At 52.5% G+C, this 17284-nt stretch carries 15 protein-coding genes; 11 read left to right on the top strand and 4 right to left on the bottom strand.

Translation table 11 applies throughout. The features are described from left to right. Window positions 1–191: 191 nt before the first annotated feature. The 4 genes from SH451x_RS08990 (at window position 192) to SH451x_RS08975 (ending at window position 3682) form a co-directional block, all read left to right on the top strand. Complete coding sequence (locus tag SH451x_RS08990) at window positions 192–440, top strand: hypothetical protein (protein ID WP_479362117.1); 249 nt, start codon at window positions 192–194, stop codon at window positions 438–440. 40 nt (window positions 441–480) lie between these two features. Then, window positions 481–1683, top strand: coding sequence for a lipid-A-disaccharide synthase (gene lpxB / locus SH451x_RS08985; protein WP_479362116.1), 1203 nt, complete (start codon window positions 481–483; stop codon window positions 1681–1683). 80 nt (window positions 1684–1763) lie between these two features. Further along, entirely contained in the window at window positions 1764–2630 is an 867-nt protein-coding gene (locus SH451x_RS08980; RefSeq protein WP_479362115.1) for a carbon-nitrogen hydrolase, read from the top strand. Further along, on the top strand, window positions 2627–3682 hold the full coding sequence (locus SH451x_RS08975) for an agmatine deiminase family protein (RefSeq protein WP_479362114.1): 1056 nt from the start codon (window positions 2627–2629) through the stop codon (window positions 3680–3682). The genes SH451x_RS08980 and SH451x_RS08975 overlap by 4 nt, the downstream gene beginning before the upstream one ends. A gap of 15 nt (window positions 3683–3697) precedes the next feature. Here the strand turns inward: SH451x_RS08975 and SH451x_RS08970 are convergent, their stop codons facing one another. Beyond that, entirely contained in the window at window positions 3698–5554 is a 1857-nt protein-coding gene (locus SH451x_RS08970) for a glycerophosphodiester phosphodiesterase family protein (RefSeq protein WP_479362113.1), read from the bottom strand. A gap of 191 nt (window positions 5555–5745) precedes the next feature. Between SH451x_RS08970 and SH451x_RS08965 the strand changes: the two genes are divergently transcribed. The 7 genes from SH451x_RS08965 (at window position 5746) to SH451x_RS08935 (ending at window position 11773) form a co-directional block, all read left to right on the top strand. Beyond that, a complete protein-coding gene (locus tag SH451x_RS08965) occupies window positions 5746–6744 on the top strand; it encodes a DUF1559 domain-containing protein (protein WP_479362112.1) in 999 nt (332 codons plus the stop codon). Window positions 6745–6824: 80 nt separating this feature from the next. After that, on the top strand, window positions 6825–8015 hold the full coding sequence (locus SH451x_RS08960) for an esterase-like activity of phytase family protein (RefSeq protein ID WP_479362111.1): 1191 nt from the start codon (window positions 6825–6827) through the stop codon (window positions 8013–8015). Between the two features lie 210 nt (window positions 8016–8225). Further along, complete coding sequence (locus SH451x_RS08955) at window positions 8226–8933, top strand: lamin tail domain-containing protein (RefSeq protein WP_479362110.1); 708 nt, start codon at window positions 8226–8228, stop codon at window positions 8931–8933. 516 nt (window positions 8934–9449) lie between these two features. Further along, window positions 9450–10166, top strand: coding sequence for a DUF1538 family protein (locus tag SH451x_RS08950; protein WP_479362109.1), 717 nt, complete (start codon window positions 9450–9452; stop codon window positions 10164–10166). Then, window positions 10163–10981, top strand: a complete 819-nt coding sequence (locus tag SH451x_RS08945) for a DUF1538 domain-containing protein (RefSeq protein WP_479362108.1) — start codon at window positions 10163–10165, stop codon at window positions 10979–10981. Before SH451x_RS08950 ends, SH451x_RS08945 begins: the two co-directional genes overlap by 4 nt. Window positions 10982–11015: 34 nt before the next feature. Further along, a complete protein-coding gene (locus SH451x_RS08940; RefSeq protein ID WP_479362107.1) occupies window positions 11016–11366 on the top strand; it encodes a P-II family nitrogen regulator in 351 nt (116 codons plus the stop codon). Continuing rightward, window positions 11363–11773, top strand: a complete 411-nt coding sequence (locus tag SH451x_RS08935) for a CBS domain-containing protein (RefSeq protein ID WP_479362106.1) — start codon at window positions 11363–11365, stop codon at window positions 11771–11773. Before SH451x_RS08940 ends, SH451x_RS08935 begins: the two co-directional genes overlap by 4 nt. A 115-nt stretch (window positions 11774–11888) precedes the next feature. Here SH451x_RS08935 and SH451x_RS08930 read toward each other — a convergent pair whose 3' ends face one another. The 3 genes from SH451x_RS08930 to SH451x_RS08920 all read right to left on the bottom strand — a co-directional run bounded on the left by SH451x_RS08930 (window position 11889) and on the right by SH451x_RS08920 (window position 17103). Continuing rightward, entirely contained in the window at window positions 11889–13130 is a 1242-nt protein-coding gene (locus tag SH451x_RS08930; protein ID WP_479362105.1) for an NAD(P)/FAD-dependent oxidoreductase, read from the bottom strand. A 28-nt stretch (window positions 13131–13158) separates the two neighbouring features. Continuing rightward, complete coding sequence (locus SH451x_RS08925; RefSeq protein WP_479362104.1) at window positions 13159–14505, bottom strand: DUF1552 domain-containing protein; 1347 nt, start codon at window positions 14503–14505, stop codon at window positions 13159–13161. A 93-nt stretch (window positions 14506–14598) separates the two neighbouring features. Then, window positions 14599–17103 (bottom strand): DUF1592 domain-containing protein, encoded by a 2505-nt coding sequence (locus tag SH451x_RS08920; RefSeq protein ID WP_479362103.1) that lies wholly within the window; start codon window positions 17101–17103, stop codon window positions 14599–14601. Between the last annotated feature and the right edge of the window lie 181 nt (window positions 17104–17284).

Here is a 17284-nt window from a genome sequence, read left to right as displayed (position 1 = left end):
TTGAGACCTTGTTTGGACTGTCAGCTAGCATTGCTGCAGCCGCCAGTCGTGGTGCCGCGTGACGCGAGCAATCTGGATAGATTCGGAGTGTTAAAATCGCTAAGCTAAATTCGAAAGCAGTATTTCAACTGAGTTAGTTAGTACCGAATTTGACCTGCCGATGTCAACCTTACTCGTACAATTCGAAAGCCATGCATACCATTGATTTAGTTAATCTTGGTTTTTCGCGTCTAAAGAACAAAGGCGTTGAGCTGCGATTCTTGCATCGTGCGGGAGTCGCTGGCGGACTGTGCCGAATCGCCAAGCAACATATCTTGTTTATGGACGAAAGTTCGACTGCCGCCGAGCAACTTGATTTGGTGGCCGCAGCCTTTAAACAGCTGGGCACCGATCTCAATGAACTGCCGGCCCCCCTGCGTGATGCCGTCCGCCTGCGGTGAGTTTTATTTTTGCAATTGTCGATAGATATCAAAGCTGTACATGACGACTATCTTTTTCTCTGTTGGTGAGCCTAGTGGCGATCTTCATGCCGCCGGTTTGATGCGAGCCTTGCACGCAATAGCCCCCGAGATAAAATTTCGCGGCTTTGGTGGCGAACAAATGGTCGAGCATGGTTTGCGGCAAGATTTCGATTTGACTCAGCTCGCAGTAGTCGGCTTCGCGGAAGTGCTTCCCAAGCTGCGCGAGTTCTTTGCCCTGAAAGCGCAAGCGAAAAAGATCTTTGCGACCAACAAGATCGACGCAGTTATCCTCGTCGACTTTCCAGGATTCAACTGGCATATTGCGAAGGAAGCGAAACGCGTCGGCATTCCCGTTTTCTATTATTTGCCTCCGCAACTTTGGGCGTGGGGACAATGGCGCATCCGCAAAATGAAGCGAACGGTGGACACAGTGTTGTCTGCGTTGCCTATGGAGCACGCTTTCTTTCAGGCACACGGTATGGATTCCGAGTTCGTCGGTCATCCATTCTTTGAACATGTGGCTCAACACGAGCTTGATCAAGACTGGATTGATGCGAAACTGGCAGACAATCCTAATCGAGTCGCGGTTCTCCCTGGTTCACGTCGCAAGGAAGTGGAAAACATTTGGCCGATCCAGTTCGAAGTCATCAGTCACTTAGCGGTGCGGTTCCCCGAAGTATGCTTTGATGTCGCGTGCCTCAATGAAAAACATGCGAACCTCGTGCGTTCAATGCTCGCTGAGTCTGAGAACGCAGGACTTCCAATTCAGCTTCACGTTGGAAAGACCAGCGAAGTCATTTCCGTTAGTCGATGTGTGCTGATGAAGAGCGGATCGGTTTCGCTGGAGCTGCTCGCGCGACGCAAACCGGCGAATGTGGTTTATCATGCGACGCGTTCGACGTATGCCGTTGCAACGCGACTGACCGATGTGCGATTTATGTCGCTTCCTAATATCATTGCCAACAAAGAAATCGTCCCCGAGTTCTTGGCGATCGGTCGCTCGCGTGAAATCGTGCCTCGGTTGATGGATTCTATGTCGCGATTGATCGCAGACCCCGCTGCTCGAGAGCAACAGCTTGATAATTTGCAAAGTGTCTACCAGCAATGCGGTGGCACTGGCGCTTCGACGCGAGCTGCCGCGGTAATTGTGAAGAAACTCGAAGCCCTCGGTGTCGGGCGAAAGCCGAATGTGAGCGTGTTACCCGATTTAAAAGTTGGGTAGCTTGTCGTAGATCCGTTTGCAAGATACGGTGATTGCGTACAATATGGTTTTCGACGGCAGTACACTTCGAAAGCGTGGTAATGAATCGAGTTACATTGGCACTCGTCCAAATGTCTTGTGGCGAAGACCGCAAGGCAAACGTGGAAAAAGCACTCCAAAAAGTTGCCGAAGCGGCGGCGGAAGGTGCTCAGATTGTTTGTCTTCAAGAGCTGTTCCCTGGTCTATATCCGTGCCAGTCCGAAGATCACGATAGGTTTTCGTGGGCGGAATCGATTCCTGGGCCTACGTCCGATGCGATGGCGGCCGCGGCAAAGCAGCATGGTGTCGTCGTCACGGGATCTCTGTTCGAACGCCGTGCTCCGGGTTTGTACCACAATACAGCGGTTGTCTTCGATGTGGATGGTAAAATGACGGGCATGTATCGCAAGATGCACATTCCCGATGATCCTTTGTATTACGAAAAATTTTACTTTACGCCCGGCGACACTGGGTTTGTTGTAGCAAAAACAAAGTTCGCGAAGTTAGGCGTAGGTGTTTGTTGGGACCAGTGGTACCCAGAGACGGCTCGGCTGTTCGCGTTGGCCGGGGCTCAGATTTTGCTCTATCCTACGGCGATCGGTTGGTCGGAAACAGACAAGGATTCGGTCGGGGAAAGCCAACATGAGGCTTGGGAGACGATGATGCGGTCGCATGCCATCGCAAATGGTCTTTTTGTCGGCGCAGCAAACCGAGTAGGTGTCGAGGGGGAACTCGAATTTTGGGGAGCCTCTTTCGCGTATGATCCTTACGGCAATTTGATCCATCGCGCAAGTCATAACCAGGAAGAAACGGTGATTGTGGAATGCGATCTGGCTTTGTCGGATCGAGCGCGGACGCACTGGCCGTTCTTGCGCGATCGCCGAATCGACGCGTACGGTGATTTAACAAAGCGATGGATCGACTCATGAGCAGTCCATCCTCGAGCGCAGTAGTTGCTACAAATGGGCGATATTGGCCGGCCGAGTGGACGCGACATGCGGCCACTTGGATCGCTTGGCCACATAACCTGGAGACTTGGCCGAACCGGTTTGAGCCGATCGAGCCCGTTGTGCAGCGGATGATTGAAATCATCGCCGAAGTAGAACCAGTCCATGTTTTAGGCGGGCCACCTGAATCGCTGAAGAGAGCACAAGCGGCCTTGTCCGAAAGACCGAACGTCATGGTTCACGACGTTGTGACCAACGATGTTTGGATCCGAGATTATGGACCAACGTTCGTTCATGACACTCGAACGCGGAAGACTGGCGCTGTCGATTGGAACTTTAACGCGTGGGGCGGCAAGTATCCTCCGTGGGACGAAGACGCGCAAAACGCTAAACGAATCGCTAGCATCGCGAACGTCGAAGCGAGCTCGTGCTCACTGACGTGTGAGGGTGGCGGTATCGAAACGGACGGAGAAGGTACGCTGCTTACGACCAGCAGTTGCTTGATGGCGGCTTCGCGGAACCCAAATTACACTCGGTCCGATGTCGAGGGACACTTGAAGGCGGAACTGGGCGTTCGCAAAGTGCTCTGGGTCGACGGCGGAGCACTTTCGGGAGATGACACTGACAGCCACATTGACCAGCTTGTGCGATTTACCAAACCGGGAGTGGTGCTGGCGGCTGTTTCGTACACTAGCGACGATGAAAATTTTCCGAAGCTCGCACAGCAATATGGCTTGCTGACGAAGATGACCGATGCGCACGATCGCAGCTTGGATGTCGTGCCGCTGATGACGCCACCGCCGCGTTACGTCGCTGGTAAACGCGTTCCGGAAAGCTACTGTAACTTTTATATTGCGAATTCGATTGTGTTGGTGCCTACGTTTGGCTTTCGTGAAACGGACGACGCGGCCATTCGAGTCATCGCGGAACATTTTCCGGATCGCACAATTGTGCCGCTGGACGCTTCGGATCTCATTTGGGGCCTGGGAGCGTTTCACTGTGCGACGCAGCAGCAACCCATTGCTCCGGAGTGATAAAGGTTGCTTCGTTTATTGTTCGCTGATCTTGGGTTCAACGCCCAGAAAGATGGCCGCTTCGGTAACGAGCCGTTCGGAGCTGCTCATCTCTTCGCGTTCGAGGAGGACTTGGCGAGCCATATCGGGGCAATCTGTTAACAAGCCGTTCACGCCGCGATTCATCATCGTAGACATGGTGACAGGATCGTTGACAGTCCACACGAAGACTTCTTTTCCAGCTTTGTGAGCTCGCTTGATGAAGCTGCGGGTGGCAAATCGAGCGTTAATTGCAAAGAAATCGGCGTCGATACGATTTACGTTGCCGACGGCGACTGACATGAGTACGCCGCATTTCCAACTGGGACGTAGCGAACGAAACTTTTTGACGCCCTCTAGCTTCAAAGACATCACCATCACTTCGTCCTGCATGGCAAACGATTCTACGATTTCCGCGACCCGTTGTTCAAGTTGCTGGTCGTGCCCGTAGTACTTTAGTTCGATGATTACACCGATACGTCCCTTGCACAACTCGAGGACATCGGCGAGTTTTGGCACTCTTTCGTCGGCAAACTTCGAATCAAGCCAGCTGCCGATATCTATTTTCGCGAGGTCTTCATAGCGGGCATCCCAGATCTTGAGCGAATTGCGAGATAGCTTCATAAAGTCGCTGTCGTGAACCACGACGACTTCGCCGTCAACCGTTTCTTGAACGTCGATCTCAACCCAGTCAGCTTCCATTTCGATTGCAGAACGAATTGCGGCTAAGGAGTTCTCGGGCGCAACTTTGGAAGCGCCACGGTGCGCCATGACTTGTGTAACGTCATCCGTTTGTAATGCTTGGATTGTTACGACTCCTAGCACCATCGAGCAAGCTGCTCCGGTGAGGCCAGCCGCGGCAAGTCTGGTTCGCGTCAACGTCGGTAGCGATTTGCCTTGCCGCGATTCGCTTTCGATCGTTTGCTGCATGGCCGAAAGCGATGCCGGGTGCATCGAACGGTAAGCATAATACAAGACGAACGAGAATGAGATTGTACCGATGGCGTTCAACAACAAACTAACGGTGCTCAGAAGAGCCAGCATCAACCCAACGCGGGCTGCGAGCCAGGTTATGGAACTGACGCTTGAAGGAATCAGCACATCTCCGATTCCGGCGACGACTACGGTTGCCAGGAGATTGATTGCGAGCCCCGCCGCCCCCCACAACATAATCCAGGTTAACACTTGATAGCGCCGCCCAGCAATCTTCCGAGAACTCGTCGGGAGTGCTCTGCGTGGGTTGGTCTTGTCGAAGAGTACCAGCGGCAACGAAAGAAACCAACCGGAATAGAAACGAATCAAGATGAGCGATAGAAGTGCGACAATGATTGCGCCGGCCGACACAGCAAACGTAAACTCTTGCGGACGCTCTTGTAAGTAGTAGTTGATGTCGTATTCGGTGAGTAAGCGACGGTAAACGACTGCGGCGAGTATGACAAAGGGAGCCAATACGACTAGCGACCAGCCAGCAATGCGTCCCGTTACGCGTAGGACCGATACGCTGTGCACCAAGGCGAATCGAACAGCGTTAAGCAGACTCGGCTTGGCACCGTTGGTCCTTGTCGCGAGAATCGACAACAGTGCAGATTGCTCTAACGCAAAGATGCCGAGCCATACTGCTCCGACCAGGATGACGCTCAGCCAACCAAAGGGTCCGGTGAGGAACAGAGCGATGTCGACGTCCGACAAAATCTCGTGCCCACTGACCCTTAGCAGGATTTGGATCAAGACGCTGAGAATGGGAGTGAGAACTGCGAAGGATAGGATTTTAAACGCGAGATCCGTCGCCGCCAAAGTTCGCCAGTCATGTTTTAAGCTAACCCGCAATTCTTTGATGGCTTCGGTGTCAATCATCTATCAGTTTCGGTTCAGATTCGACAAGAGGAATGGAAAGTTAGCGTATCGCGTCCATCTAGACTTAACAACATCTTAACGAAGTGGCGGTTTTTTGTGGTAGTCAGCATCGATAGGATACTCCCAATTGTGCCGCAAAGTGTAGGCGGCAGGGCAATTGGTGCAGGCCTCGCAAAAAAGGACTCAAATGGATGCGAAGTTACCGTGTGCGATCATATAAAGCGTTCACTTTAGTGGAATTGCTTGTTGTCATTGCCATCATCGGAATTATCGCGTCACTTTTGCTTCCGGCAATTCAGTCGTCGCGCGAGTCGGCTCGATTGATGTCTTGCCAAAGCAACGTTAGGCAGATTGGCATCGCCTTGTTAGGCTATGAGAGTGCGCATAAGCGATTCCCGCCCAGCCGAATTAAGTTGAGCAAACCGACTTACGAAGTCGGCTGGCAATCGATGGTACTTCCATTTTTTGAGCAAAGCGTCACGTACCAGGACTACAACCGCCAGTCGAGCTGGTGGGATAGCACGAATGTCGACGCAACGACTGTTGATATCCCTGTCTTTCGCTGTCCATCGGTTCCTTCATTGCGTGCAACCCCGTCTGTCCCGCTCTACAAGAATCGCGGCATTCATTATGGCCAGCCTCAGTTTGGTTATGCTGACTATGGAGCTATCAACGCAGTTCGTAACTCTGTCTGGGTTGTCTCGGGCGGCGCAAGCATCAACACCAAGGAAAAGCTAGGGGCATTGGGACGCGGCCCGGACGGAGTTCGCGCAGCGATGATCATTGATGGACTTTCGAATACGATTTTCATCGCGGAAGACGCTGGCCGTCCTGGACTTTTCATCAACGGTAAGGAAGGTGCGAATCCCAGCAAAGGCGTCGTGCTTAACACTCCGTTCACAGCTGATGGTTGGGGTTGGGCTGATATCGATAACGGCTTCAGCATAGATGGCGGCAACCTTCAGGGTTTGCAGAACGATACTAGTGGTTCAGGTAAAGTAACATTGGTAAAGGACGGCAAGTGTTTCATTAACTGCTCCAACGACAGCGAAATCTACGGATTCCATGCGGCCGGAGCCGTATCGGTTCGCGGCGACGGATCGGTTCACGTTCTAAACACAACGATTGACGGACTGACGCTTGCTGCCCTAGCGACTCGCGATGCACAAGACAAAGTGCCCAAGAACTAGCGGCAAATAAAGGTGTCAGGACTCCTTTTCGGACTCTGACGGTCCATTCGTTTTCCGCCCATTGCTTAGACGTAATTTGTATGAATGTTCGCCACATAGTTTCAAATTGCATGATCGTGCTGGGCGTCCTCACTTTTTTAGGCCCAAACGCTTGTTGTGCCGACCAGCACGTAAGATTATTGGGTATTGTGGAGATTGCCGCGGATTTCGAAGACCGATCAGGGCTAGACACGACGCTTGAAAATGGAAGGTCTGCTGCTCGGTTCGGTGGGATTTCGGGCATTGAGTATCTTGGCAACGATGAATACCTGTTGCTGCCAGACCGTGGCCCGATGGACGGTGCATGCAATTACGCTTGCCGATTCCACCGCATGCAAATCCGTTACGACGCAAACGAAAACCAGTTAAGCTACAAACTAGTTGCCACTACGATGCTGCAAAATGAGCACGGTGAAGCACTGAGTGGTTTAGCGAAAATCGATCAAGCGAGCGGCTTGCGGCTTGACCCTGAGGCCATTCGTGTTTTGGACAAACAGTTGCTGATTTCTGATGAATATGGCCCCGACATCAGAAGCTTTGATTTTAATGGTGTTCAGATTAGGCAGTGGTCGATTCCGAAAGCGTTCAAGCCGAACAGTTATGACTACTGCGACGAATCACAGGTCACATTTGGGCGACAGGACAATGGCGGTTTTGAGGGACTTGCGGTCAGTGCTGATGGCAAGCAGATATTTGCAGCCCTACAGAAGCCTCTAGTTCAGGACCTGGTTGAGGACGCTAGCGACGGCAGTAAGCCTATTGACGACGGTGGCTACTGTAGGTTCTTGAGATTTGACAACGAAGGAAAGGCCAACGGGCAGTTCCTGTACAAGCTGGAAGCTAAGAAATGTGGCATCAGCGAACTTGTCGTGTTGGATTCTCAGACTCTGCTGTGCCTAGAACGTGATAGCAAGAAAGATTTGGCCGCGAGCATTAAACGGCTATATCGAATTACCATTTCAGAGTCATCAAATTCGATCGATAGGATCGACGAAACGGCACAGAACATACTGGCTAGCCAGCCCGCGATGGACAAGCAGCTTTTCGTCGACCTGCTAGATCCTAACTTGGGCATCGCTGCGGATAAGATCGCAGCCAAGATCGAAGGCGTCTGCTTTGGTCCAAAGTTAGAATCGGGCGAGCAGATTCTTCTGATTGCGACCGACAATGATTTTGCTGACGAACAGCCCTCGCGCATTTACGCTCTCGCCGTCTCTGGCGCAACTCTTTAGTTTTTCGCACCAAGCAAATATCCAAGCGTTGCCCGTGAGCAATCGATTGTGCGGCACAAGCTATCTCAACCAGATCGGATCGACGCGCGCTATTCTATTTCTTGACCGATGTCAAGCGAGTGCGCACAAGCCGCTTGAATCCTCACCGTATCTTAACACAACCTACCCGCAAACTTAAAATAACCGTAATAAGATCTCCGCGTGTTCGGAATGCATTCTAACTCATATCGGAGATTTCTTATGCGCATTGTCTGCCTTGCTTTAACCTGTCTACTGACGCTGCCAACCGTTTCACACGCAGCAATTATCATCACTGAAGTAATGTCGTCATCATCGCATGGTGCCGGCACGAGCAATTCGGACTGGTTTGAGCTAACCAATAGTGGAGTTGCAGCAGTAGATATTACAGGCTGGTCGTGGGATGATGATTCCGCATTACCTGGCGTCGCTTCGTTCGGTGCAATAACATCAATCGCTGCTGGCGAATCAATCATCGTAACGCAAGAAACGCTCGGCGCGGAAGCCGCTTGGAGAACGGACTGGAATGTAGCTGCAAGTGTTCAAGTAGTTAACCTTGGCGCTACTGGAATCCCCGGTTTCAGTTCTAACGGTGACACAATTTACATATATGACGCGGCGAACACCGAAGTTACGAGCCGAGGTTTCTCGACGGCAACAAATGGTTCTACATTTGAATGGGATGCCTTTGACAACGAACTGGGCGTGAGTGTCGCTGGTGAGAACGGTGCTTATGTTGCGTCATTTAATGGCGACGGATTTTTTACAGCAGGCTCAGACATTGGCTCTCCGGGCTATGCGGTTGGCGCAACGGCTGTGCCAGAACCGTCCAGCACCGCAGCGTTGATGCTTGCAATCGGTGGCGTTGCGTTTCGTCGGTTTCGCAAAAAGAACGCGTAGTTTCGTCGATTGCTTGTTAGGCAATCTAAGATCTTAAGCTCACTGGTCTTTCTTTTTCAGGGACCCGTGAGCTTTTCTTTATTGGTATGCCGGGTTTCTCGAGCCGGATGCGTATCAGAACTCACGAAGCGTCAGAAACGAGCTTCTGTCGCACTGCCAGTGTGCTTCCGGTGTACGTCGTAGCCACTCTTCTGCATCCCGGCTTATCTGGGACACAACCGCACACTGCTACTGGGCGAGCGACCATTTGAACTTTGAGGCGTTAAGAAAGACGGAAAGATTTTTATTACCGCCGCATAGGCAACTTGGTAATTGGTTCCTTAGCCGCTATAAGAAAGAACTGACATGTGGAAGCTGACTCGCCGGTGACGAGCATGAAGTCGATTGCCGGTGCTGTCTCTGGGAGAGTGCTCCGTCGACAGATTTTACGTGTCGCAGAAATCAGACTGGATTGGCGGAATAGGAAAGAAGGAGTCCTGATTGGGAACGGCGGAGTTAAAAAAATTCGCGGGTGCAGTGACCCGTCCGCTGTGGGGCAGCTTTCGCGATTTGCTGCCAATCATCGCAGTGGTTCTGTTCTTCCAACTGATTGTGTTCCGTCAGCCGCTGCCGAACACAGGCAAGTTGGTCGTCGGTCTTGCGTTCGTGGTCGCCGGCCTGTCCTTGTTTATTGCCGGTTTGGAGATGGGTCTGTTCCCGCTTGGCGAAGGCATGGCGTACGATTTTGCGAGGAAGGGCAGCGTGCCATGGTTGCTCGCCTTCGCTTTCGCGTTGGGCTTTGGCACCACGTTTGCCGAGCCCTCGTTGATTGCGATTGCTTCTAAGGCTTCAACCTTGCGGGAATTCGAGGGCACGAGCGATCAAATAACGAACATGCAAAACAGCTTTGCATTCGCGTTGCGAGCCACAGTCGCAGTGTCCGTCGGAATTGCGTTGTCGCTGGGCGTCATTCGCATCATCAAAGGCTGGCCATTGCACTACATGATTATTAGCGGCTATCTGCTAGTAATGGTCGTTACACCGTTTGCTCCCGAGAATATCGTTGCTATCGCTTACGATTCTGGTGGAGTAACCACGTCAACGATCACTGTGCCGTTGACGGCAGCGCTGGGAATTGGGCTAGCATCTAGTATCCGAGGGCGTAGTCCGCTGACGGACGGTTTTGGACTGATCGCCATGGCATCTTTGACACCGATCTTGTTCGTGCTCGTTTTCGGGATCGTCTGGTCATGATGTTGATATCGTTGCTAGGACAATCGCTTTATTCGACGGTACATGACGTCCTGCCGATCGCGGCGATCATCGCATTTTTTCAACTAGTCGTCCTTCGCAGACCGGTTGCAAACTTTCCGCGTCTACTGTGGGGATTTGCTTTCGTGATTGTCGGCTTGGCGATGTTCCTACTTGGCCTTCAACTAGCGTTGTTTCCATTAGGTGAAGAAATGGCGAACCAGTTGACTTTGGGGCTGAAGTTTGACGAACCGGTCAGTGCGATGGCGAATGAGGGCAATTTAAGTTTACCTTGGTATGCATTCTACTGGACTTATTTATTTGCATTCGCGATTGGAATGAGCACGACGATAGCCGAACCAGCACTGATGGCCGTAGCGATTAAGGCAGAAGAGGTATCGGGCGGTACGATTCAAGCTCGCGGACTGCGACTGGCCGTCGCGGTGGGAGCCGGTCTGGGGGTTGCGCTTGGAACCTTTCGGATTGTCATCGGTGCGCCACTCCCGTACTTTATTTTGACTGGCTACGCCATCGTGGTGGTGCAGACATACTACGCTCCGAAACAGATCATTCCGATCGCTTATGATTCTGGCGGCGTCACGACCTCCACAGTAACTGTTCCACTGATAGCCGCCCTCGGGCTCGGGTTGGCCAGTCGTATTCCGGGCAGAAACCCGGCGATTGACGGCTTCGGCCTAATCGCAACGACGGCGCTTTTTCCGATCATCGCGGTGATGGCTTATGCACAACTTGCGGCGTGGGCCGATGCGCGACGCGCTAGGATTGCTGCGACAGACGCAACGGGCTCGAAAAATTGATTCACCACTATAGAATTTCACAGGAGCAAAATCGATGCGATTCAAACTGATTATTGCGTTCGTGGACGATGACAAAACGAATTCCGTCATGCAAGCAGCACGCGACACGGGCGCGACTGGTGCAACCATCATCGGCAACGCTCGCGGTGAAGGGCTGAAGCCGACGAAGTCGTTTCTTGGCCTATCCTTAGAGAGCCAACGCGACGTAGTGCTGTTCCTGGTGGAAAGTCATCTAAGCCGCGAAATTCTCGAGACCATTGGTCGTGTTGCCCAGTTTGACGAGAAGCCGGGAACTGGAATCGCAATTCAGATCGATGTTGAAGACGCGGTTGGGGTCAGCCATCAAATCGAAAAGTTAACACAAGTTGTTGAGGAGAAACTATGAGCGGAAAACAAGTTGTCCGGGTCGTCGACGTAATGAAAACCCAGTTTGATTTGGTTGACGGAAAACTTACAGTAAAGGAAGCTTTGCTGGCGATGAAGCATCCGGAGACACGGGCATTGATCGTGGACAAACGCGACGATGACGACGAGTATGGTTTAGTGCTGCTTTCGGACATTGCCAAGAAAGTTCTCGGAGCCGACCGCTCGCCGGAACGTATCAACCTCTACGAAATTATGGCCAAGCCTGTGTTGGGTATTTCGCCCAGCATGAACATCCGTTACTGTGCCAAACTGCTGGAGAGTTTTTCGATCACCCGGGCTCCGGTGATCGAAAATGGCAAGGTTTTAGGCATCGTCAGCTACCACGACTTAGTTTTGCGTGGACTGATGCAGATGATCCAAGATTAAGAGCTTGGACGGAATGTAGGTCTCAGGACGTTGGCAAGAGTCAAGCGGTTCGCGTTTCGAAGCCGCCTGTAGTGCTCAGCATGCCCGGCTATTGCGTAGAACAAATTGGCTGGATTTAAGTTTTCGCCATTGGTTCGGCAGCTTCCATGGCCGGGTCCATTTCGTCGAATATTTCACCGACTCCATCGTAAAAAATCCGGCCAATCAATAGGTCGGTAAGATTGCCTCGAAATTGCGGATGTTCTCGCATGAAGCCACCGAAGCTGAACTCCTTGCTGTAAAAAGCATCGACCAATTTTCGCACCCACGATGCGCCGCTCTTGAATTCCTTGCACCAGCTTGCAAGCTGTTGTTCCGAGAGATCGTTTTTCTTCAATCCGGCTATCACAGCGTCAGCGGCTTTCTCGCCTGTGACCAACGCGAAGAAAACGCCCGAGGAATAGATCGGGTCGATGAACCCGAAAGCATCGCCAATCAGTACCCAGCCTTGGCCTGCATGTTGAGTGGTGGAGTAAGTGTACTCTTTAGCCACGTGGGTTTTGCCGACCTGCGTCGCGTTCTCTAACCTCGGCAGCAAGCCGGGGCAAATAGCAATCTCGTCATGGTATGTCTGTTCGGTCGCCGTGTCTCGCTTGAGCATATATTCATGGTCTCCTACGCAACCAATGCTTGTGATACCATTGGAAAGCGGAATAAACCAAAACCAGCTGTCCTTTTCTTTGGTATGCATAATGATCGTCGCGCCCGCGTTGTCACCCGGGTCTCGAATCGCATCTTTCCAATAGCCCCAGATCGCGGACTTTTTCAGATTTGGATCGACCTTCTTCAAGCCAAGTTTGGAGGCGATAAGCGATTGCTGACCTGATCCATCCATTACAACTCGGCAAGATATCTGGTGCTGGCTGCCCGCTTTGTCACGCAGCGTTACACCTGAGCAAACGCCGGCGGCATCAATCTGCACATCCAGGACGCGCGTCTCGTCCACGCAATCCGCTCCCAGTTCTGCAGCCCGATCGAACATCATCTTGTCGAATTCGGCTCGCTCTACCTGCCAAGTCAAGCTACTTTCGCGAGGGTCGTGGTCTTGAAAGAAGAATGGTTCGGAATCCTTGCCGTTGGATGTAACGAATTGGACGCTGTGTTTGCGTACGAAACGAGACTGCTTCATGCGATCGATCAAGCCGAGCCTTTGCAGCGGCCAGAACACTTCCGGCATTAAAGACTCGCCGACGTGAAATCGTGGAAACTTCTCACGTTCTACCAGCAGCACGCGATAACCTGCTTCCGCAACCAAAGCCGCCGCGGTACAGCCCGCTGGACCTGCCCCGATCACCACACAGTCGTATTCCGTTTGCATCGTCAATTCCTCTGAGGTCAGGTTTTGCTTACACGTTTGTTAGGGAACCAGTGCTATCGCCAAAGCTTTGTAGGCTTTCTACGCCGAGTCGTTCCGCCATCGCAACATACAGGTTTGTCATCGGACTCATCTGATTCTGTACAAACCGGCCGGGACGAAGTGTTCCGCCGCCGCCACCCGCCAGAATGACTGGTAGGTCACTGTGCGTATGGCGATTGCCATCTGCGTTTCCAGAACCATAAACGATCATGCTGTTGTGTAACAGCGAATTGCCGTCGACATCCTCCGTCTCACCCATCCTTTTTAGGAAGGCGGCAAGTCGGCGGGTGTACCAGAGGTCAATTTCAGCGACTTTCTCGATGCGATCTTCTTTGTTTTGGTGATGGGACAAGTCATGGTGACCTTCCACAATTCCGATGTCTCCAAAGGATCTATTGCTGCCGTCGTGAGCTAACATCAAAGTCGAAATACGCGTCGAATCGGTTTGGAAGGCGAGGGTAAGCATTTCGAACATGAGATCGACGTGGTCGGAATACGTCATCGGCACCAACGATGGAGTCGGAATGCCGGGATCTTGAACTTCGCCAAACTTCTCTGAACGATCAAGTCGCGATTCAATATCGCGTATACCCGCCAAATACTGATCGAGTTTACGTTGGTCGTTTGAAGACAAACGTCTGCTCATACTGCGCGCGTCTTCGAGAACGAAATCCAAGATGGACCGCTGCTGCTGGCGTCGCGCTTGCATGTTCCTCCAGCGTTCACCGGGATCGCCTTCACCAAACAAGCGTTCGAACACGAGCCGGGGACTCGCTTCTGGTGCGACTGGCGTTGTTGGCGAAGACCACGCTAGATTGAATTGATAGGCACAGGCATATCCCGAATCACACTCGCCCGCTTGGCGTACAGCATCGCAAGTTAGCTCGAGCGATGCAAAGCGGGTCTGGTCGCCGATATTCTGAGCGAGAATCTGGTCGATTGACGTTCCCGCGTATAAATCTGTCGCGGATTTCTTCAAACGAACACCGGTTAAGAAGGTCCCGTTGCCACGCGCGTGGTCACCTGCCCCATCCGGTCCGCCATCCGCTGTCTGGTGCTCAAGCCCCTTAATGACCTGGAGCATCTCGCGGTATGGTTCCAGCGGCGCCAAAGTTTGGCCGAACTGAAACGATTTTTCGTCACCCGTTGGCCACCACGCGGAAGGGATTGCTCCGTTCGGAAAGTATACGAAAGCCGTACGCAGAGGTGCGCCCGTCGCTGTCATCGCCAATGGCTTACTCGCACTGCTGGCCATGGCGGGGCGGAGCGATGCGAACGCCGGTAGTGCGACTGCGGCGCCGATGCCGCGAAGGAATGATCGTCGTTTTAAAGCCATGTCGTCCTGCCCCTCGGAAATAGGTTCTTCGTTGTCTTTTAATTATTGTCGGCGGTAAAGTCCCACCGGTTGATCTTGGTTCTTGATTGATGCTCAGGATTCGGGATTGTTTAAGCGAACTTGCGTAAACGCAGGTGATTCGACAACCCCGTAAATCAAATCCTTTGCCAGACCGCCTGAACTCTCCAGTTTATCAACAATGCCGTCGACTGTGTCCAGGTCGTGATATTCGACTCCACGGCCCAAGGCATATGTCATCAACTTCTCGGTAATCGTGCGATAAAACTCGCCACGTCGCTCGTTCTTGAGCACCGACTTCAACTCTTGAATGTTCGTGAATTTTTCGCCAGTAATCAGCTCGCCCTGCGGATCGATTGCATCTTGCCTTTCATTGTCTCGCCACATGCCGACTGCGTTGAAGTTTTCGAGCCCCAGCCCCAGCGGATCCATGCGATTGTGGCAGCCAGCACAGACAGCCTCTTGGCGATGGATCTCCAAAGTTTCACGCAACGTCAACGACTTAGGATCGCGTCCGTTGAGTGCGTCCTCCAGCGGTGGAATGTCGGGAGGCGGAGGCGCAGGCGGCGTCCCCAGCAAGTTTTCGAGAATGAACAGCCCTCGTTTGACCGGTGAAGTACGGTCAGGGTTTGAGGTAACGGCGAGGAAAGTTCCTTGAGTCAAGACGCCGCCGCGGGGCGACCCTGATGGCAATTCCACGCGTTGCATCTCGTCGCCTTCAACACCTTCAATACCGTAGTGTTTTGCAAGTCGCTCGTTCAAGAAGGTGTAGTCTGCATCGAGCAGTTCGAGAATACTCCGATTCTCGTCGACGATAAAATCGAAAAGCATTTCGGTTTCATTGCGCATGCTCTGGCGCAATTCATAGTTTAGATCAAAACCGCGAAAGCGCCGGAAGCCTGAAAAGAGCTTCGTCCGCGCTTCCACTAGTTCGGCCTTTTCTTCCTCGGTCAAATCCGCCTCGTCCTTGCGCCGCAGTTCGCGAAATCTTTCACGCGCCTTGTCGGCATCAGGATCGGGAGCAGCGTCCCGTGCCAGCACTGCAGCGGCATTCACCGGTACCGATTCTATGTCACGCGAACGCAACCATTGCCCTACAAAGTTCTGGGTGAAAGCAAATGCCTTCCAATCGGCCAACATCCGATCGACCTGCGGCACCAAATTCTGCCGCAACTCCCCTTTATCCGCCAGTTCGAGCAGTTGTTCATCCGGCATGGATGACCAAAGGAAGTACGACAAACGTGAAGCCAATGCATAATCATCCAGCTGAGCAATATGCCATGATTCACTAGACTTTTCTTGAGAAGCAGCGACGCTACCCGCCTCGGCACCCTGCAAAACACCTTCTTCGCGGAAGATGAATCTCGGTGAAGAAATGATTGCCGCAATCGCCGCGGCCACCCCCGACTCAAACGTTGCGTTAGGCATCTTGCTGTTCTCGAGCGCGAACGCGGCAGCTCGCTCAATGAATTCAGCATCCACTGGCCGACGAAATGCTTTGCGAGCGAAGGGCTCTAGAATCCGTGCGGCATAGGCTAGCCGATCAGAGTCACTCTCTGGAACGTCCTCTGGAAAAAACTTCGCATAATCGGGCGGGCGAACGAGATGATCATCCCCCGTGGGCCCAATCAATTTTACGCCATGGACCAGCAATTTCAGGTCGCGAACTTTAGTTTCATCGGTCAAGGGCTCAAGCCGAAACGAAACCTGGTGCTCGCCAGCCTCTAGTTCACGCTCCAATCTTGCTTGAAACGTTTTATCCCCTTCCCGTGCAAACTCCTGCTCCCACGCGACCCCATTATCGATACTGAACACAAGCTTACACTTGTTATAGTCAAAAACGTTGTCGACGTAAGTCTCGTCAATCCCCAAGTGCAACTCGACGTTATACGCCCCGGAGTGTTTGACGTCGAGCTTACCTACGAGTGTGGCCGGAAGATAGTACGAGAGCGCAACTCGACTTCCATTCTGCTCTAGCTCAGTGCCTTCATCTGCAACGAAGTCCTTTCCCGGTACAAATTGCTCGGCAAGAACCCATCCTAACTTGGGAACCGCTTCATCGACTATTCGATTGGCAGCCGAAATGTACTTCTCCAGCAAGATCGGCGAAATTGTTTGTACATCCGCAATGTTGTCAAAACCATGCCCGGCATCATCCGATGGGAAGTTCTCTTCGACCTTGAAGTCGACTCCCAACAAGTCGCGAATCGTATTCTTATACTCAACACGATTCAAACGACGCACAGTCACGACACCTGGATCGGGACGGGCTGGGTCCAGTTGCATAACACCGCGTTTAACCCAATCTGTCATAAGAGTCTGATGCGCGGCGTCGAGCGACTCGCCGTTGGGTGGCATCATATCCGAACGCACCATCCGCAAGACTCGATTCCACAACTTGCGGTCCGCCACAAGCTCCTCTGGCGTCTTATACTGATCAAACGCTATTCCACCCTCGCTCGCGCCGTGTGCATGGCAGTCGTAACATCGCGATTCTAGTAGCGGCTGGATCTCCCCTTTAAGTCGCTCTATTTTCGTCGACGAGACAACCGGCGACGGCGTCGCATCATCAGCGAACACGTTCAGCGCTGAACATGGGACGAGTACCATCGTTGACAAGAGTCGGGAGCGCAAAACTGGAATTCGAGACTTCATCAAGATCAACACTTATCGCTATGGTAAGAGGACTGCGGTTCGTAGGCTGGTTGTGCGGAGGACAATTGAGTCTCCTGCACAAAGTTTCTCGACGGTGCCGGGGCAT

It is taken from the genome of Njordella aestuarii (assembly GCF_056494165.1).
Note: the sequence above shows the minus strand (reverse complement) of the source record. Positions and strands in the feature narration are given on the sequence as shown.